We start from the raw sequence: 18,847 nt of genomic DNA on the forward strand, positions 1-18,847 counted from the left end.
AGAAAGCTGGCCAGGATCGCCTGGGGTGTCTTCAAAAGCGGCCGGGACTTCGATCCGGCCATGCTGAAGGTGGGTCAAGCCTGCTTCCAGCAGGCTTGACCGCGAACATAGGATCTCGACTCTACAAGATTGGTCGAGCCCGTTCGACGCATTGCAGAACATGACCATGGTCATGCGGCATTGGCCGGGGTGATTGGCTACCATTGTCGCCCCGTCGCTGCCGCGACGGCATCCAGCCACGCCGCGCCCGCGGCCCCGCCAGACAACTCCCTCCCCGCTGCCCGTGGTGCCGTGAACGCGCCGACGGGCCCGCATGTCCCTGCGCGCGCAGGGCGCAGGATGCCCCATGTCTGTCGCCGAAAATTCCCGCTTCCGTCGTGCCCGCCTGTTGTGGGCGGTGCTGGCCATCGCCCTCGCCGCCCTTCTGGCGTGGTGGCTGTGGCCCCGGAATGGTGCCGGCAGCAGCGACGATGCGCCGGGCAAGACGGTGCCGGTACGCGTGGCCCGCGCCAGCGCCGAGCCGCTGGTGCTGCGCCTGAAGGCGGTCGGTACGGTCACCCCGCTGCACAGCGTGGTGGTACGCAGCCGCGTGGATGGCGAACTGCTGCGGCTGCATTTCCAGGAAGGCCAGCAGGTGAAGGCCGGCGATCTGCTGGCGCAGATCGACCCGCGCCCGTATGAAGTGAAGCTGGCACAGGCTCAGGGTACCCAGCAGCAGAATCTGGCCGAGCTGGAAAACGCCGAGCGCCAGCTGCAGCGCTACCGCGAACTGCAGAAGCAGAACTACGTGTCCGGGCAGGAACTGAGCGACCAGCAGAGCAAGGTGCGCCAGCTGCAGGGCCGCCGCCTCAGCGATCAGGCGTCTGTTGATGAAGCGCGCCTGCAGCTGCAGTACACCCGCATCACCGCGCCGGTCAGTGGCCGCGTCGGGCTGCGCCGTTTGGACGTGGGCAACCTGGTGCGCGCCAGCGATGCCGAAGGCCTGGTGACGCTGGCGCAGACCGCGCCGATCAGCGTGCTGTTCACGGTGCCCGAACCCGAGCTGCCTGCGCTGCTCGATGCCGTGCAGGCGCAACCGGCACTGGCGGTGGAAACCTGGGACCGCGAAGAACGCCGGCAGCTGGCCCGCGGCTCGCTGTCCAGCGTCGACAACCGCATCGATACCACCACCGGCACGTTGAAACTGCGTGCGCACTTCGACAACCACGATCTGGCGCTGTTCCCCAACCAGTTCGTCAACGTCCGCCTGCAACTGGGCGAGCAGCGCGCGCTGCTGATTCCCGATGCCGCCGTGCAGTTCGGCAGCCAGGGCAACTACGTGCATATCGTCGACAAGGACAACAAGGCACAGCGCCGCAACGTGGTGCTCGGTCCGGCCGATGATGGGCGCGTGGCCGTGCGCTCCGGACTGGTGGCCGGCGACAAGGTGGTGATCGAAGGCATCGACGGGCTGGAAGACGGCACGGCGGTGGAGATCATCACCGAGGAGGCCGCGACCAAGGCCGGCGCATGAACCTCTCGCGCCCGTTCATCCTGCGCCCGGTCGCAACGACTCTCCTGATGGTGGCGCTGCTGCTGTCCGGCGTGCTGGCCTATCGCCTGCTGCCGGTGGCGGCGCTGCCGCAGGTCGATTACCCGATCATCCAGATCACCACGCTGTATCCGGGGGCCAGCCCCGAACTGACCACACGCACCATCACCGCGCCGCTGGAACGCCAGCTCGGGCAGATTCCCGGCCTGAAACAACTGTCGTCGACCAGTTCCGGTGGCGCCTCGGTCATCACCCTGCAGTTCGGGCTGGAGGTGTCGCTGGGTGTGGCCGAGCAGGACGTGCAGGCCGCCATCAACGCGGCGGGCAGCTTCCTGCCCGGGGACCTGCCTGTGCCGCCGGTGTACCGCAAGGTCAACCCGGCCGACACCCCGATCCTGACACTGGCGGTGACCTCGCAAGGCCTGTCGCTGCCGCAGGTGCACGATCTGGTGGATACGCGCATCGCGCAGCGCCTGGCGCAGTTGCCCGGCGTCGGCCTGGTCAGCCTGGCCGGGGGCCAGCGCCCGGCGGTGCGCATCCAGGTCAATCCGGCGGCGCTTGCCGCCAACAACCTGGGCATGGACCACATCCGCACCGCCATCGCCGCCGCCAACGTCAACCTGCCCAAGGGTAGTTTCGACGGCCCGATCCGCGCGGTGATGCTCGATGCCAACGATCAGATGCGCAGCGTGGATGAGTACCGCGCCCTGGTACTGGCCTGGCGCGACGGCGCGCCGCTGCGGCTGGGCGATGTAGCCACCATTACCGATGGCGCCGAGAACCGCCAGTTGGCTGCGTGGAGCGGTACCACGCCGGCAGTACTGGTGAACATCCAGCGCCAGCCCGGCGCCAACGTGATCGCCGTGGTCGAGCAGGTGCGTACGCTGCTGCCGCAGCTGCAGGCCACGCTGCCCGCCGGCGTGCAGATGAATGTACTGAGCGACCGTACCGAATCGATCCGCGCGTCGGTGCGTGGCGTGCAGAAAGAACTGGTACTGGCCATCGGCCTGGTGGTGCTCGTCACCTGGGTGTTCCTGCGCAATCTGCCGGCCACGCTCATTCCCAGCGTCGCGGTGCCGCTGTCGCTCATCGGCACCTTCGCGGTCATGCTGCTGGCCGGCTATTCGCTCAACAACCTCACGCTGATGGCGCTGACCATCGCCACCGGCTTCGTGGTGGACGACGCCATCGTGATGCTGGAGAACATCGCCCGCCATCTGGAGGAAGGTGAAAGCCCCCGCGATGCAGCGCTGAAAGGCGCAGCCGAGATCGGCTTCACCCTGGTGTCGCTGACTGTTTCGCTGATCGCGGTGCTGATCCCGCTGCTGTTCATGGCCGACCTGGTGGGTGCACTGTTCCATGAGTTCGCAGTAACCCTGGCGGTAGCCATCGGCATTTCGCTGGTGGTCTCGCTGACGCTGACGCCGATGCTGTGCGCGCGGTTCCTGAAGCCGCACGCGAAGACTGCACATGCGCCCGATGTCTTCGACCGCGTCATCGGCCTCTACGACCGCCAGCTGCGCTGGGTGCTGCAGCGCCAGCCGCTGATGCTGCTGGCCACCGTTGCCACCCTCGCACTGACCGTGGCGCTGTACTTCGCCGTGCCCAAGGGTTTCTTCCCGGTGCAGGATGCCGGCCTGGTGCAGGGCATCAGCGAAGCGCCGCAGGCGATCTCATTCCAGGCCATGCGCGAGCGCCAGCAGGCGCTGGCGGCGGCCATCGAAGCCGACCAGGCGGTGGCCAGCGTGTCGTCCTACATCGGCGTGGACGGCAACAATGCCACGCTCAATACCGGCCGCCTGCTGATCGAGCTGAAACCGCACGGCGACCGCGATGGCGCCGCCGTAGTGATGGCGCGCCTGCAACAGCGCGTGTCGAAGATCCCCGGCATCACCCTGTACCTGCAGCCGGTACAGGAGCTGGGCATCGAAGACCGCATCAGCCGCACCCAGTACCAGTTCACCCTGACCACGCCGGATCTTGAAACACTGGAACGCTGGACCCCGAAGCTGCTGCAGGCGCTACGCCAGCAACCTGCACTGCGCGATGTCGCCAGCGATCTGCAGATGCAGGGCCGGCAGGCACGGGTGAACATCGACCGTGACGCCGCAGCGCGCCTGGGTGTGAGCGTGGAAGCGGTGGCCGATGCGTTGTACGACGCCTATGGGCAGCGCCAGATCTCGACCATCTTCACCCAGGCCAGCCAATACCGGGTGGTGCTGGAGGCCGATCCTTCACGGCAGCCCGGGCCGGAGGCGATCACGGGCCTGCGTGTGCGCAGCAGCAGTGGGCAGACCGTGCCGCTGGGTGCGGTGGCACGCGTGGATCTGGGCCCGACCGCCCTGCTGCGCAACCATGTCGGCCAGTTCCCGGCGGCCACGCTGTCGTTCAACCTTGCCCCGGGCGCTTCGCTGGGCGAAGCGGTGGAGGCTGTGCACGCCGCGCGCGCACAGGTGAACCTGCCGCAGAGCATCGAACTTCGCCTGCAGGGTGCCGCAGCGGCCTTCAGCAGCTCGCTGTCGTCCACACTGTGGCTGATCCTGGCCGCGGTGGTGGTGATGTACATCGTGCTGGGCGTGCTCTACGAGAGCTTCATCCATCCCATCACCATCCTCTCCACCCTGCCCTCGGCCACCGTCGGTGCGCTGGCTGCGCTGTGGGTAAGCAGCCGCAGCCTGGACCTGATCGCGGTGATCGGCATCGTGCTGCTGATCGGCCTGGTGAAGAAGAACGCGATCATGATGATCGACTTCGCGCTGGACGCGCAGCGCACACGCGGCATGTCACCGCGCGAGGCGATCCATCAGGCCGCGCTGCTGCGCTTCCGGCCGATCCTGATGACCACGCTGGCCGCGCTGTTCGGCGCAGTCCCGCTGATGCTGGCCAGTGGTTCCGGCGCCGAGCTGCGGCAGCCACTGGGCTGGGTGATGGTGGGCGGGCTGCTGGTCAGCCAGGTACTGACCCTGTTCACCACGCCGGTGATCTACCTGGCCTTTGATCGCCTGCAGCGAGACCGTGCGACGTCCCCGGTGGCCGTTGACGAGGCGCGCGCGTGACCCCCATCGCGCGCCTGGCGCAGGCCTGCTTGCAGCGCCCAGTAGCGACGATCCTGCTGGCGGTGGCGCTGGTGCTGGCCGGCCTGCTGGCATTGCGCCTGTTGCCGGTGGCGCCGCTGCCACAGGTCGATTACCCCGCCATTGAAGTCAGTGCCAGCCTGCCCGGCGCCTCGCCCGAGTCGATGGCAGCCACCGTCGCCACGCCGCTGGAGCGCGCACTGGGCAGCCTGCCCGGCATCTCACGCATCGACTCGGCCAGCACCCAGGGCCAGACCCAGATCGAACTGAAGTTCGTACTCGGCCGCGACATCGATGAGGCAGCGCGTGAAGTGCAGGCCGCCATCAATCTTGCACGCGGGCAGTTGCCCAGTGGCATGCCCGGCATGCCGCAGTACCGCAAGGTCAATCCCTCACAGGCACCGATCCTGGCGCTGGCACTGACCTCGGACACGCGTTCGCCAGGCCAGCTGTATGACCTGGCCTCCACCGTGCTGGCGCAGAAGCTGTCGCAGGTACCGGGCGTGGGCGAAGTGCAGGTGGGCGGCAGCGCCTTGCCCGCCGTGCGTGTATCGCTGGACCCGAATGCACTGAACCATGCAGGCCTGGCGCTGGAGGACGTGGCCCAGGCCATCGGCCGCGCCAACGCCATGCGCCCGCTGGGTGCCGTGGGCGATGACCGTCAGCAGTGGCAGCTGGAAGCGCCGCTGCAGCTGCGCCAGGCCGCGCAGTACCGCGAACTGGCTCTGAAGGTGAGCGACGACCGCACGCTACGGCTGGGCGATGTCGCCGCCGTTGCCGATGGCGTGGAAGACCGTTACGCCAGCGGCTTCCACAACGAACGCCCCGCCGTGCTGCTGATCGTCAGCCGCCAACCCGGCGCCAACATCATCGCCACCGTTGATGCCATCCAGGCGCAGCTATCGCAACTGCATGCGCTGTTGCCCTCCGGCGTGGACATGCGGCTGGTGATGGACCGCTCGCCGGTGATCCGCGCCACCCTGCACGAAGCAGAGCTCACGCTGGTGCTGGCGATCGTGCTGGTGGTGCTGGTGGTGCTCGGCTTCCTCGGCCACTGGCGTGCAGCGCTGGTGCCCAGCGTGGCGATTCCGGTGGTGCTGTTCGGCACGCTGGCGCTGATCGCGCTGATGGGCTTCTCGCTCAATACGCTTTCATTGATGGCGCTGATCGTCGCCGCCGTGCTGGTGGTGGACGATGCCATCGTCGTGCTGGAGAACATCGCCCGCCATCGCGAACTCGGCGCGGACCGCTGGCAGGCGGCGGTGCGTGGCGCATCGGAAGTCGGTGCCACGCTGCTGTCGATGAACGTTGCACTGGCCGTGGTGTTCGTCTCCATCCTGTTCCTGGATGACTTCGTCGAACGCCTGTTCCGCGAATTCTCGCTGACCCTGGTGGCGGCAATGACGGTCTCCGTGCTGGTCGCGCTGAGCCTGGTGCCGATGCTGTGTGCACGATTGTTCGTGGACGCCGCGCAGCAACCCTCGCGCTGGCAGCGCGGCAGCAATGCGCTGTTCGAACGTGTGCGCAGCGCCTACCTGCGCACGCTTCAGGCCAGCCTGCGCCGGCTGCGCTGGCCGTTGCTGGCCTTCGTTGCAGTCATCGCGCTTAACACGTGGCTGTTCCAGCAGGTGCCCAAGGGCATCGTGCCCAAGCAGGACACCGCGCAGCTGCGCGGCTTCGCGCGCGGCGATGACGGCCTGTCCTTCCAGGCCATGCAACCGAAGATCGACGCGTACAGGAAGCTGTTGCTGTCCGATCCGGCCATCGAGGACATCATCGGCTACATCGGTGGCAGCAACGGGGTCAACAACGCCTTCATCATGATCAAGATGAAGCCGCTGGCCGAGCGCAAGGTGTCCAGCCAACAGGTGATCGACCGCCTGCGCGCGCGGCTGCCCAAGCTGCCCGGCGGCAATCTCTATCTGTGGGTGGACCAGGACATCCGCCTGGAGGGCGCCGGCAGCAGCGGCAAGTACGAGTTCCAGCTGCTGTCGGCCGATACAGCACCACTGCGCGAATGGGCGCCGAAGGTGGCGGCCGCGCTGCGTGGCCTGCCCGAACTGGTGGACGTGGAAGCACAGGGTGAAGCGGGCATGCGCCAGGTGGTGCTGGATGTCGACCGCGAAGCAGCCGCGCGCCACGGCGTCGACCTGCGCACGGTGGCCAACATGCTCAACAACTCCTTCAGCCAGCGCCAGGTCGCCACGCTGTACGACAGCCTCAACCAGTACCGCGTGGTGATGGAGTTGGACCCGAAGCACACCCAGGATCCGGGCACGCTGTCACGCCTGCAGGTGATCGATGGCAACGGCCAGCGCATTCCGCTGTCGAGCATCGCCAACTGGCGCTATGGCATGGCACCGGACCGGGTGTACCACAGCGAGCAGTTCGCCTCGATCTGGATCGAGTTCGCGCTGGCACCGGGGGTGGGCCTTGAACAGGCCACGCAGGCGATTGATGCTGCGATGTCGAAACTGATGCTGCCGCGTTCGGTCCAGGGAAAACTGTCCGGTGAAGCCGGCGGGCTGGATCAGCTGCGCGCGCGCCAGCTATGGCTGGTGCTGGGCGCCACGCTGGCGGTCTACCTGGTGCTGGGCATCCTCTACGAGAGCTTCCTGCAGCCGCTGGTGATCCTGTCCACCCTGCCTTCGGCCGGTGTCGGCGCGCTGCTGGCGTTGTGGCTGTTCGGCAACGAACTGAACCTGATCGCCCTGCTCGGCCTGTTCCTGCTGGTGGGCGTGGTGATGAAGAACACCATCCTGCTGGTGGATTTCGCACTGGCCGGCGAGCGGCGCGGGCTGAGCGCGCAGGATTCAGTGATGGAAGCCGCACGGTTGCGCCTGCGGCCGATCCTGATGACCTCGCTGGCAGCGCTGCTGGGCACGCTGCCGCTGATGCTGGCCAATGGCGAAGGCTGGGAGCTGCGGCAACCGCTGGGCATTGCGATTGTCGGCGGCTTGCTGGTCAGCCAGTGGCTGACGCTGTACACGACCCCGGCGATGTATCTGGCGTTGGCGAGGTTGCGCGCGAAGAAGGCCATGTAGCGTCGAGCCATGCTCGACTGCTCTTTGCAGGGAACCAACGCGCTTCTCGCGCAAGTCGATCATGGCTCGACGCTACAGAAGAGCGGTATCCACGCGTGGCGTGGATCTACGGCGGACATTGAGTAGAGTCGGATCAACGCACTGCGCGGACTGGACCACTTGGCGTGCCGGGTGCAACCCGATGGGCCCGCGACACACGCCGGGGAGGCTTGGTTGCAACGTCCTGCAGCCTGTCCAGCAGCGGGACCGCCGTGCCGGTGCGCTCGGCAAGCCAGCGCACGACCTCGGGCTTCTCCATAGCCAACGACAGCAGCATGGTTGTGGCATCGTCGGGATAGGTCGTCTCGTTCTCGTAGCGGGAAAACGCGATCGCGCCTTTTCCAAACAGCGTGGCCGCTGCGCGCTGGGTCAAGCCGTAGCGGCGCCGGAACGCCAACACATCCTCGCCCAGCAGCAGCCCGCCGTAGTGGGCGCGCCGTGCGGCAAGTCGTCTCAGGTTCTCGATCTGCTGTGCGGCGCTGGTTGCCATAGCGCCGCATGCGGGGCACTCCATCGCCAGCAGTTCGACGACCACAGGATTGCCGCGCGGAGTGAAGTGCCGTTCGCGTGTGGATGCCACCAGAGGTGCCTGCTCGCAGGCGGGACAGAGTCGGGACGTGGCTTTGTTCATGGCGCGCTCCAATGAAACGCATGATGCTCTACAGATGGCAGCTGAGAAATACCAGCCGCAACGTTCCACACCGGCCAACAGAAAATTTCAGGTAATAGTTGATGTCGGATCGGTTCATCCGGCACTTCTGCACATCGTCATAGCGAACTACGTAGGCGTCACATGGATGCCAGGTGCCCAACTGGTCCCTGCACCACTCTGATCCCCTATGGTCCTCCGCTTGCAGGCACAGCAGACAGTCCAGGAGGTCGCCCAGCGTCCAGCGAAGGTTTTCCAGATCTCTCTGTGCTTTGCGGGTAGCCACCCAGACATCGTCAGGCTGCAACCCGCCTGTGCGCACGCATTCCTGCAAAGCCAACAGATCAATCAAGGGAGATCCGCGAACACTGATCGTTCGGCGCGACCTGCCGCATTCCCTTGGCTGCGGAAACTGCGCCGGATCGACCCTCCACAGCTCGGGCCTCAATTTATCACCGTGATAAATTTCGTCAAGTCCATGACTTGCCTTCCGCTCCTGCCGCCGTGGGTTGGCGACTCCCGGAAGGACAACCGTGAGCCATAGGCGGAACGGTCGGAATGGGCGTTTGCGGCAGGCCAGGCGTGACAAACGCAAGGCCCGCCTGCTGCGCGGAAATTTTTCAGCGAAATCAGTGAAGTATGGTTCTGACGGATATCTGCCAGAAGCAGGCTCATCAGTAGCCTGAAGCGCGCTGGCGGCGCTGATGTGGCCTCCAGCGGGTCGTAGCCGTCATTGCCGGGGACGGCGAATCGTCCACGCATGGCGTGGATCTACTGCCACCCCGGCGATGTACCTGGCGCTGTCGCTCATGCGCAGCGCCAGGCGCATCGCCGGTGCAGATGGGCCGGTCTCCAACTCCGACCGGCCCTGATCGCGGCCGCACCCCCGCAGGCGCTGGCCGCCATCCACACACGTGCCGCACTCAGGCGGCTTCCATCAAGCTGCTTCGGACACCTTCACGTCGCGACGGGCGCGCACGGCCGCAGCCAGTCGCTCCAGCACCGTCACGGTGGTGTCCCAATCGATGCAGCCATCGGTGATGCTCTGCCCGTAGATCAGCGGCTGGCCTTCCACCAGTTCCTGGCGGCCACCGACCAGATGGCTCTCGATCATCACGCCAACGATGCGCTGCTCGCCGTCTTCCAGCTGAACGGCGATGTCGTCGATCACCTTCGGCTGGTTCTCCGGGTTCTTCAGGCTGTTGGCATGGCTGGCGTCGATCATCAGACGCGTCGGCAGCTTCGCCTTGGCCAGCACCTGGCAGGCCTCAGCAACACTGCCTGCGTCGTAGTTCGGCTGCTTGCCGCCGCGCAGGATCACATGGCAATCCGGGTTGCCGGTGGTCGACACGATGGCGGTACCGCCCTGCTTGGTGACCGACAGGAAGTGATGCGGATTGGACGCGGCACCTACCGCGTCGGCGGCGATCTTCACGTTGCCATCGGTGCCGTTCTTGAAGCCGACCGGGCACGACAGCCCCGAGGCCAGCTCGCGATGCACCTGGCTTTCGGTGGTGCGTGCGCCGATCGCGCCCCATGCCACCAGGTCGGCGATGTACTGCGGCGAGATCACGTCGAGGAATTCGACACCGGCCGGCAGGCCGAGTTTGTTGATGTCGCGCAGCAGGCCGCGGGCGATGCGCAGGCCCTTGTCGATCCTGAAGCTGCCGTCCAGGTCCGGGTCGTTGATCAGGCCCTTCCAGCCCACCGTGGTGCGCGGCTTCTCGAAGTACACGCGCATGACGATCTCCAGCTCACCGGCCAGCGCGTCACGCAGCGGCTTCAGGCGCTGGGCGTACTCGATGGCGGCCTTCGGGTCGTGGATCGAGCACGGGCCCACCACCACCGCCAGGCGGTCGTCACGGCCGTGCAGGATCTGGTGCAGGGCCGCGCGCGAGGCGCTGACGGTGTCGGAGGCTTCATCGTCACAGGGCAGCATCGCCAGCAGCTGGGCGGGCGGCGTCAGCGGTTCGATGGTGCGGATACGCAGGTCGTCGGTGTGCGGGGGCATTGCAGGAGATCTCCGGAACGTTGGGGGTCCCCAGCGTGGCGGCATGAAAAAAGCCGCCAGGTTCGCTGGCGGCTTTCGGGAATGCGTCTGAAGCTTTCTTCAGGGTGAGCGCAGTCCTTCCTCCGCCAGTGGCTTCGGAAAGTAATACCAGTAAAAGCGGGTGGCGGCTGCGTTCATGGGATCTATTGATAGCACAGCTTTTGCGCAGTGCAAAATGTTTCATCCGCAACTGGGGACGCGGTTCAGCGAGGTGCGCACCAGCCATGCCTACGCGGCGGCAGCCACGCGAAGTTGCTCATTTGCCATGCACTTCCACATCCAGCAGCAGGCCCTCATGGATGTCGGCCCAGCGCTCCAGCACGCGGTCCAGCTCCTGCCTGGCTTCGTCCAGCTGCTCGGGGTTGAGCAGGGAGCGCGCGGTGTAGAGATCGGAAACCAGCTGCCGCAGGGTCGCTTCCGGAATGGCCACCGACGGCCCCTCCTGCCCCGGCAACTGCAACGCCGGGCTGTCGCCAAGAGGGCCGAACAGCGTGACCTGGAGCGTGCTCTGCATGATCAACTTCCCTGCGGACGGACATGGGCAATGCACTGTTTACCGTGTCTGGGTGACAAGCGCATGTGCCATCCATGCCGTGGGCTGGGTTATGCGAACGCTCTTCGCGCCGTTACAGTGCAGCCAGATCAGCCAGATGCTGGGCCATGTCGTCCACCGCGCCCACCGCATGGGTGGTGGTGAAGTAGTCGTGCCAGCCGGTGGCGGCGATGCCCGCCACCAGCGCGTCGGCCTCCTCGCGGCTGGCGCAGCACCAGACTGCATAGAACTGCTCACCACTGCCATGCGGTACGCCCGTGGTAATGCGGCCCATCGCCAGCGGCGTGATGCGGGCCGGATCGAACTGCTGCATACCGGCGCCGATGCGGGCGAAGAAGGCCGCGCGTTGTTCGGGAAGCAGCGCGGTCCAGGCGGGGGTGGTGCTGTAGAGCTCGATGAGGGTGTGCGGCATGGTGGTTCTTCCTTGAGGTGGACGGTGGCGTCTGCCGGGAATGGCCCGGCGCTACCGGGATTGCAGCGAGCGCAGTGCGCGCTTGCGGATGTAGGCGTTGGCGGCGCTGTCGTGTTCGCGCTGCCAGCGTGTGCAGAGATCACGCAACCACTGTGGCTGCGTCTTGCCAGCATCGTTGAGCCAGTTGCCAACCGAATCCTGCACATAGCGTTCGGGATCGTCGGCGAGTGCTTCCAGCACCGGCAACGCATGTTCCGGATGCTGCTTGAACAGCACGACATGCGTGGCCCAGACGCCACGGGGGCGCAGCGCCTCGCAGGCGAAGCGACGCAGGTACGGCAATGCGTCCTGTGTCCACGGCTGCAGGTACTCAAGCGCCTGCATCGGCGCAACAACGATGTCGGCACGCAATGCCAGCCACGCCCATTCGCGCACGCCGAAGTGCGGGTCATCGGCCAACGGTCGCATCGCCTGCAGCTTCGTTGCCAGCGTTGTAGAGGCATCGCTGCCGATCAGATAGCAGGCCCAGCCACGCACGGTGTCGGAGCGGTGAGCCTGCCAGAGCGCAGGCGTGCCCTGCCCCGCCCCGCGCAGCAGCTGTGCGGCCAAACCCATGCGCTGGGTGATGCCCTTGTCCGCAGCGTCGCGCATGCGTAGCAGCGCGTCCGGTCCAAGCGTGGGGGCTACCACCTGCAGCAGCGCAGCGAAGTCCACTGCAAGGCACTCGGCCAGATGGTTCGTCGCGACGCTGCCACTGCAGAGCGCACGCAGGCGCTCTGCGGCGATGGCACCGCTCATGCCGCAGTCTCATGCCCGGCGTCGGTGTGCTGCCAGACCTTGTGCAGCAACTGCGAAAGCTGCCGCTGTTCATCCGCGTCCAAACCATTGAACAGGCCACCGATCCACTGCGTGTGCTGGTCGAACAATGACTCGGCCAGGCGTGCGCCCTTTGCGGTCAGCACGATCTGCAGGCGGCGGCCATCCTCGGCATCGTTGCGACGCTGCAGCAGGCCTTCCCGCTGCAGGCCATCGAGCAGGCCACTGATGGTGGCGCGGGTGACGCCTGCGCGCTCGGCCAGCTCATGCGGCGGCAGCGTGCCACCGGCACCGTGCAGCAGGAACAGCACGATGAAGCGCCCCTCGCTGAGACCCTGTGGCGCCAGACGTGTGGCGCAGTCGCGATCGATCGACGATGACAGCGAGAGCAGCTGGAAGCACAGGTGCAGCTGCGCGACGTTGGCATGGCCCCGTCGCTGTGCCTCATCCAGCAAGGCATGGTGCTTGGCTTCGATCATCATTCATATCCATATGATTAGGCGCCTAATTATAAATCAGGAAGATGACGCCCAGTCAATCGACATGCGATGTCAGGAGGCCGATCCCAGCACCAGGCGTGCGATCAATCCCCCTCCGTCACGCTGCAGCAGCTGCAGTTCACCCGCATGCCGCCGGGCCACGTTGGCCGCGACGGCCAGACCCAGGCCGGTCCCACCGGTGGCACGACTGCGCGAGCTCTCGCTGCGCTGGAAGGGTTGCAGCACGCGCACGCGATCGGCCTCGTCGATGCCCGGTCCGCGATCCATCACGTCCAGCTGCACGCGATTGCCTGCCATGGCAACCCGCAGGTGCACGGCACCGGCGTAGCGAGCGGCGTTGTCGATGAGGTTATCGATGGCCCGCCGCAGCAGGAGCGCATCCCCCTGCCACGGCAGCACGTCCGGTCCCTCTGCAGAAATCTCGACACCGCGCAGCAAGGCGCTCTGCACGCATTCCTCCAGCAACGCGGCCACGTCCAGTGCTCGCAACTCCAGCGGTTGCAGCTCCCCGCGCGCGTAATCGAGCACCTGCTCGATCATCGTGTCCATGCGCTCGATGTCGGCCACCATCCGCGCTGCCTGTGGCGGCGGTGCAAACTCCGCACGCAGGCGCAGACCGGTCAGCGGCGTGCGCAGGTCGTGTGCCACGGCCGCCAGCATGCGGGTCATGTCCTGCGCCTGGTCGCGCAGGCGCTCACGACCGCTGCTGATCGCTGCGGCCAGCACCTGCACCTCGCGTGGGCCATCGTCCGGCAGCGGCGTTCCGTCCTGCAGATCAACCCGCGCACTGGCTTCGGCCAAGCGGCGCAGGGGCCGTCCGATGCGAAGCGACGCCCAGGCCGCCAGCGGTGCCAGCAGCACCGTGCCGGCCAACAGTGCAAGCAGAACCTGACGGCGCCAGGCCGCCAGATCACTGTGATCGCTGCCGACCACCTGCCAGCGATCATCGGCCTGGCGCACACCCAGCTCGAACGGCGGCCACTGCATGGCGGCCAGCAGGGCAGCCTGTGACGTCAGCACCCCGGCACGCCCTGAAGCATCCAGCACCGTGCCGCCCTCGATGACCTGCACATCGGGGGCCTTGCCCTGCCCGGTCCAGACCAGGCGCACGTGATCCACCGGTACACCCAGCTGCAAGGCGGCCAGTTCGGTCAACCAATCGTTGCTGCGGCCTTCCGGCGCCGAACTGACGACGGATAGATGCAGCCCCAGCGGCGCCGCCGCCTGTTCCCCCCGCAGTACCTGCAGGGCCTGATCCAGGCGCATCGGTGGCGGCGCCGGTCGTGGCATCCAGCCCACCACCGCGACGCTGACCAGGGTGGCCAGCAGCAGGCTGGTGAGGGCCAGCATCGCGATCCAGCGCGCAGTGGACCAACGCGCACTCACAGCACCTGGACCTCGGCATCGAAGCGATAGCCCTCGCCACGCAATGTCTGTACCAGGGCTTCAGCGCCGGGCGCGGCCTGCCCCAGCTTGCGACGCAGGCGGCTGATTGCCAGGTCGATGGCACGATCCACGCTGTCGCTCGGCTCGCTGCGGCTCAGCTGCAGCAACTGCTCGCGCGCCAGCACCCGCCCGGGACGTTCGGCCAGCACCAGCAGCAGAGAGAACTCACCACGGCTCAGTACCAGCTCCGCTCCATCCGGTGCGATCAGGCGGCGCTGTTCGGGCAGCAGCCGCCAGCCGGCGAAGCGCAGCTCACTCGCCACCTGGGTACGCAGCTTGTCCTGCCGGCGCAGCAACGCACGCACCCTTGCCAGCAGCTCACGCGGATCGAACGGCTTGGCCAGGTAATCATCCGCGCCCATTTCCAGACCAATCACCCGGTCCGGGGCACTGCCCATCGCCGACAGCATCAGGATCGGGATGGCTCGTGCCTGCAGCCGGCGGCAGACCGACAGGCCATCCTCGCCGGGCATCATCCAGTCGAGGATGATCACGTCCGGTCGTTCGGCCTGCAGCAGCATATCCAACGCCATGGCACCGGCCGCCACGCGCACCTGGTAGCCATGCAGCAGCAGGCAGTCGGCGATGGCGTCTCGGATGCTGGCGTCGTCATCGACGACGATGACCCGGGCGGGAGCGTTCATGTGCTCAGTATCAGCCAGCTGTGTATCAGGACGGTATCAACGCCGATATTCCCGCGATACGCCCGTGCCCGCCAATGGGCTCTCCACCCTCACTGCGGAGACATCCCGTGCGCCTCACCCTGCTTCCCCTGCTTGCTGCCTCGCTGCCTGCGCTGGCGACCGATGCTCCCGAACACGTACTGCCGATGTGGATGCAGGGGGGCCATCCGGCCGTGGCTGTCTCGCTGGACGGGCGTGCCGAACCACTGCGTTTCGTGGTCGACAGTGCGGCCGGTGCAACCCTGGTGGATGACCGTGTGGCCCGGCGCTATGGCCTGGAAGACACCGATGCAGCGGTTTCACATGCCCAGGGTGCCAGCGCAAAGGCAGCCGCGCTGCGGAGGATGCGCACCACCTCCTGGCGGCTGGGCAGCTGGCAGCTGCAGGCCAGCGGCACGCAGGTCGACCTGTCCTCGTTGGCGAAGGACGATGAAGCGGCCATTGATGGCCTGGTCGGCAACGACCTGACCGGACGCTGGGACACGCGTTGGGATTTCGGTCGTGGCGAGCTTGCCTTGTGGACCCCGGGGCGTCTCGCGCTGGATGGAAACGGCTGCCAGGCCAATGCCCTGCCCGATCGCAGTGCCGGCCTGCGCCAGTTTGGCTTCATCACGCTGGCGCTGGGCGAGACCGGTGTGGAAGCCATCGCCGTGGTCGATACCGGCGCGGCGCAGACCGTGCTCAATGCCGAAGCCGCCCGTGCGCTGGGTGTGCGCACCGACGGCAGCGACATCCGCGTGCGGGTACGTGAGAAGGGCACCGAGGGCCTGGGCGGCGGGAAGCAGGCCACCTGGCTGTACACCCTGCCGAGCATGACCAGCGCTGGCTGGCGGCATCCACCGATGGAAGTCCGGATCAGTGAACTGCCCGTGTTCAAGGCGATCGGCCTCGAGACACGACCCGCGCTGATTCTCGGCGCCGACGCCATGCAGGGTGGACAGGTGGACATCAGCGCCGGGGCGTCACGCATCTGCCTGCGCCGGCCGGCCCGCTGAGCGCCGGCCGACACCATTCCTATTGTGCTACCAGTCCATCACCCGCGGCGCCGGCCCCGGGTGCGACGGGAACAATGGCAGCACCTCTTCGGCCAATTCCTGCAGCACCTCATCTGCGGGCCGCTCGGCGAACTGGATGCCCAGCGCGGCGTGGTTGACGCCTGCCCGCTGCCAGGCCTGCAGCAGGTCGATCAGGCCCTTGCGGCCGGTGCGCAGGGTATAGCCCCCTTGCAGCGGCGTGCGTGGATGATCCGGGTCATCCACCAGGTCGATCCATTCGTTGGTCACGTGCGGGCGGAAGCCGCCGTCCGGGATCAGCGCGCGCCACGCGCGGATCTTCGCGGCCAGCCGTTGCGGACCGGCATCGTCATGGGTGGCCTCGGGATAGGTCAACCAGCCATCGGCATGCTGGCCGATCCACTCCAGCGGCTGGCGTGCGCCACCGGTGACAACCAGCGGAATGCGGCCACTGACCGTGGGCGGCAGCAACTGCACGCCCTGCTCGGCCCAGGCATGCGTCATCCGCCCGCCCGCGCCCGGCTGCAGCCAACGCCGCATCTCACCCATCGCGCTGGCGAAGCGCTCACCGCGCGCCGCGTGCTCCAGTCCGTAGGCGGGAAACTCCAGCGGACGATCACCGGAAGCAACGCCCATCACCAGGCGCCCACCGGACAGCTGATCGATCGACGCTGCGGCCTTGGCCAGATCGATCGGGTGGCGCAGCGGCAACACCACGCTGCCGGTGGCCAGCGCTACGCGCTGCGTGCGCGCCGCCAACCATGCAAGGTAAGTGAACGGGTCGAACAGCTGCCCCGCATCGCCGAACATCGGGTCGTACAGCGGCACATCACGCACCCACACCGCAGCAAAGCCGTGGCGGTCGATGTCCTCCACCAGCCGCGCCTGGCCCTGCAGCACGGCCATGTCACCCTGATAGAAGCGCAATGGCAGGTAGATGCCCAGGGTCAGTGCATCGGCGCGGAACATGCGCTGGTAGCCCGGGTGCGTGGCAAAGGCCGGGGCTGACGCGCCCGGCATCACAATGGCGTCGTTCATGAGCGTCGCCTCCTTACGGGCCGGTGGCCGGTTCGGGCAGCTGCACGCCGCGCTGCACGGCAGGGCGTGCGGCAACGCGCGCGTACCACGCGCTCAGATGGCGATGCTGCGAGATATCGATATCGATGATGTGGGCGATATGCAGCCAGCCGAAGTGGGCGATGTCGGCGATCGAGTACTGGTCACCGGCCAGCCACTCGCGCCCGTGCAGGCGCTGGTCGAGCACGGCGAACAGATCGTCGCTCAGGCGGCGGTAGCGTTCGATTGCCGCGGAATCGGGCTGTTGTGCGAAATGCTCGAAGTGCACGCGCTGGCCGAGGATCGGGCCGACGCTGGCGGCATGGAACATCAGCCAGGTCAGCGTCTCCCAGCGCGCAGCCGGTTCGGAAGACAGCAACGCATTGCCCTGTTCGGCCAGGTACATCAGGATCGCCGCCGACTCGAAGACAACGATGCCGCGCGCGCGATCTTCCAGCACGGGAATGCGGCCATGCGGGTTGAGCCGCAGGAAGTCGGGATGGCGATGTTCGCCATCGGCGATGTGGACGTGGTGAAGGTGATAGGGAAGACCCAGTTCTTCCAGTGCGATGGTGGCCTTGAAGCCATTGGGAGAACTGTCGGAGTACAGGTGCAGCGAAGGTTCGTTCATGGGAATCCTGGACGCAGGGTGCGACGGCATACACCGGCCGTTGAAGGTGGCCGGGCGATGCGGGAACGGGCGCTGCAGCAGCCGTGCAGGCAGTCTAGGAAGGGCCTGAGTCGCGGGGAAACGATGTCTTCTGCACGGGGAGTTGAGCGGGGCTCAACGTGCGCGACGCGCGCGCGACAGGCTGCAGTGCGGTCGATATGCTGTCGCAGCGCGGCGCGTGCCGACGCGGTTACAGGAGAGTTGAGATGGGTGCGGTGCTGCCGCTGCTGGGCCTGCGGGCCTTCGTTGAAACTGGCCGACATGGCAGCCTGACCGCCGCCGCCGATGCGATGGGGGTGACACCTGGTGCAATCAGCCAGCAGCTTCGACAGCTGCAGGAGCGGCTGGGCGTGAGCCTGTTCGACCGCACCCGGCATGGCGTGGTGCTCAGTGCAGCCGGCGCGCGCGTGTATCCGGAGCTGCTGCAGGCCTTCGATCAGATCGCACAGAGCCTGCAGACACTCGAACGCTGGGAAACAAGGTGCACGCTACGCATCAGCGCGGCACCGAGCTTCGCCGCACAGTGGTTGGCGCCGCGACTGGGCGGGTTCAGTGCGTTGCATCCGCAGGTGGACGTGCAGCTGGACTCGAGCGCGGCGTTGGTCGACCTGCGCCGCGAGGGGGTGGACATCGCGATCCGTCATGGACTGGGCCGCTACCCTGGCCTGCATGCCGAGCATCTTCTGGCGCCGGTACTGCTGCCGGTTGCCAGCCCTGCGCTGCTGGCCAGCGCGCCTGCCGTGGGTACAGTGCAGGATTGCCTGCAGCTGCCGCTGCTGCAGGACGCCGACCGCAGCGACTGGCGGCTGTGGTTCCAGGCACTGGATCTGCCCGGCGATGAACGACTGGAGCGCGGCCCTGCGTTCGATGACGACCTGTTGCTGATCCGCGCGGCGGTGGCCGGGCAAGGCATCGCCCTGGTGCGCGACATCCACGCGGCCGAAGAACTCGCCAATGGCCGGCTGCAGGTGGTGATCGACCAGCCCTGGCCACAGGCCTTCGCCTACTACGCGGTGACGCGTGCGGACGGCGAGGCCAACGCGTCGATACCTGCTTTCATGACATGGTTGCATGCAGCACTGATGACGCCGCAGGCAGCAGGCACACACACCCTGCAGGACGCAGGATGAGCTGCTCGGAAAGCGATGCCATTGCAGCCGGCCACAAAAAAACCCCGCCTTGCGGCGTAATGCTGTTCACTTAAGCGGTGCAGCCTTGCGATCGACGGGATAACGGGTTTTGGAGATCTTCACCGTCCTCGGAGTTGTTGGCCGGGGACGGTGCTCCAGGAAGAGGCTGGCGACGCCGGAT

15 protein-coding genes and 1 pseudogene are annotated in these 18,847 nt (G+C 66.8%); 6 read left to right on the forward strand and 10 right to left on the reverse strand.

What is annotated here, in order from left to right; all coding sequences use genetic code 11:
- The 4 genes and pseudogenes from AC5O77_RS20055 to AC5O77_RS20070 form a co-directional block, all read left to right on the forward strand.
- A pseudogene (locus AC5O77_RS20055) lies at positions 1-99 on the forward strand (IS110 family transposase); the annotation flags it as partial.
- A gap of 247 nt (positions 100-346) precedes the next feature.
- On the forward strand, positions 347-1,513 hold the full coding sequence (locus AC5O77_RS20060) for an MdtA/MuxA family multidrug efflux RND transporter periplasmic adaptor subunit (protein WP_494507106.1): 1,167 nt from the start codon (positions 347-349) through the stop codon (positions 1,511-1,513).
- Entirely contained in the window at positions 1,510-4,587 is a 3,078-nt protein-coding gene (locus AC5O77_RS20065) for a multidrug efflux RND transporter permease subunit (RefSeq protein WP_478058799.1), read from the forward strand. Before AC5O77_RS20060 ends, AC5O77_RS20065 begins: the two co-directional genes overlap by 4 nt.
- Entirely contained in the window at positions 4,584-7,649 is a 3,066-nt protein-coding gene (locus tag AC5O77_RS20070) for an efflux RND transporter permease subunit (protein WP_494507107.1), read from the forward strand. Before AC5O77_RS20065 ends, AC5O77_RS20070 begins: the two co-directional genes overlap by 4 nt.
- 133 nt (positions 7,650-7,782) lie before the next feature.
- On the opposite strand, the gene AC5O77_RS20075 is transcribed toward AC5O77_RS20070, so the two are convergent.
- The 8 genes from AC5O77_RS20075 to AC5O77_RS20110 form a co-directional block, all read right to left on the reverse strand.
- Positions 7,783-8,319, reverse strand: coding sequence for a type II TA system antitoxin MqsA family protein (locus AC5O77_RS20075; RefSeq protein WP_478058803.1), 537 nt, complete (start codon positions 8,317-8,319; stop codon positions 7,783-7,785).
- Positions 8,320-9,274: 955 nt separating this feature from the next.
- Complete coding sequence (locus AC5O77_RS20080; RefSeq protein WP_346486777.1) at positions 9,275-10,348, reverse strand: 3-deoxy-7-phosphoheptulonate synthase; 1,074 nt, start codon at positions 10,346-10,348, stop codon at positions 9,275-9,277.
- Between the two features lie 295 nt (positions 10,349-10,643).
- Positions 10,644-10,901, reverse strand: coding sequence for a hypothetical protein (locus AC5O77_RS20085; RefSeq protein WP_478058806.1), 258 nt, complete (start codon positions 10,899-10,901; stop codon positions 10,644-10,646).
- 112 nt (positions 10,902-11,013) lie between these two features.
- On the reverse strand, positions 11,014-11,352 hold the full coding sequence (locus AC5O77_RS20090; protein WP_478058808.1) for a DUF6616 family protein: 339 nt from the start codon (positions 11,350-11,352) through the stop codon (positions 11,014-11,016).
- 51 nt (positions 11,353-11,403) lie between these two features.
- The gene (locus AC5O77_RS20095) at positions 11,404-12,150 is read right to left on the reverse strand and encodes a DNA alkylation repair protein (protein WP_478058809.1); all 747 of its coding nucleotides are present in this window, start codon (positions 12,148-12,150) and stop codon (positions 11,404-11,406) included.
- Entirely contained in the window at positions 12,147-12,647 is a 501-nt protein-coding gene (locus AC5O77_RS20100) for a MarR family winged helix-turn-helix transcriptional regulator (RefSeq protein ID WP_478058811.1), read from the reverse strand. Before AC5O77_RS20100 ends, AC5O77_RS20095 begins: the two co-directional genes overlap by 4 nt.
- A gap of 72 nt (positions 12,648-12,719) precedes the next feature.
- The gene (locus tag AC5O77_RS20105; RefSeq protein ID WP_478058812.1) at positions 12,720-14,018 is read right to left on the reverse strand and encodes a sensor histidine kinase; all 1,299 of its coding nucleotides are present in this window, start codon (positions 14,016-14,018) and stop codon (positions 12,720-12,722) included.
- A gap of 32 nt (positions 14,019-14,050) precedes the next feature.
- The gene (locus AC5O77_RS20110; protein WP_065723538.1) at positions 14,051-14,758 is read right to left on the reverse strand and encodes a response regulator transcription factor; all 708 of its coding nucleotides are present in this window, start codon (positions 14,756-14,758) and stop codon (positions 14,051-14,053) included.
- Between the two features lie 74 nt (positions 14,759-14,832).
- On the opposite strand from AC5O77_RS20110, the gene AC5O77_RS20115 reads away from it, so the two are divergent.
- Entirely contained in the window at positions 14,833-15,792 is a 960-nt protein-coding gene (locus AC5O77_RS20115) for a retropepsin-like aspartic protease (RefSeq protein ID WP_494507108.1), read from the forward strand.
- A 27-nt stretch (positions 15,793-15,819) separates the two neighbouring features.
- On the opposite strand, the gene AC5O77_RS20120 is transcribed toward AC5O77_RS20115, so the two are convergent.
- On the reverse strand, positions 15,820-16,848 hold the full coding sequence (locus tag AC5O77_RS20120; RefSeq protein ID WP_478058817.1) for an LLM class oxidoreductase: 1,029 nt from the start codon (positions 16,846-16,848) through the stop codon (positions 15,820-15,822).
- Between the two features lie 13 nt (positions 16,849-16,861).
- On the reverse strand, positions 16,862-17,497 hold the full coding sequence (locus AC5O77_RS20125) for a glutathione S-transferase family protein (protein ID WP_478058819.1): 636 nt from the start codon (positions 17,495-17,497) through the stop codon (positions 16,862-16,864).
- 245 nt (positions 17,498-17,742) lie between these two features.
- On the opposite strand from AC5O77_RS20125, the gene AC5O77_RS20130 reads away from it, so the two are divergent.
- Entirely contained in the window at positions 17,743-18,666 is a 924-nt protein-coding gene (locus tag AC5O77_RS20130) for a LysR substrate-binding domain-containing protein (protein ID WP_478058821.1), read from the forward strand.
- Positions 18,667-18,847: the final 181 nt, after the last annotated feature.

The sequence above is a fragment of the Stenotrophomonas sp. INTA L402-1 genome (assembly GCF_059295135.1).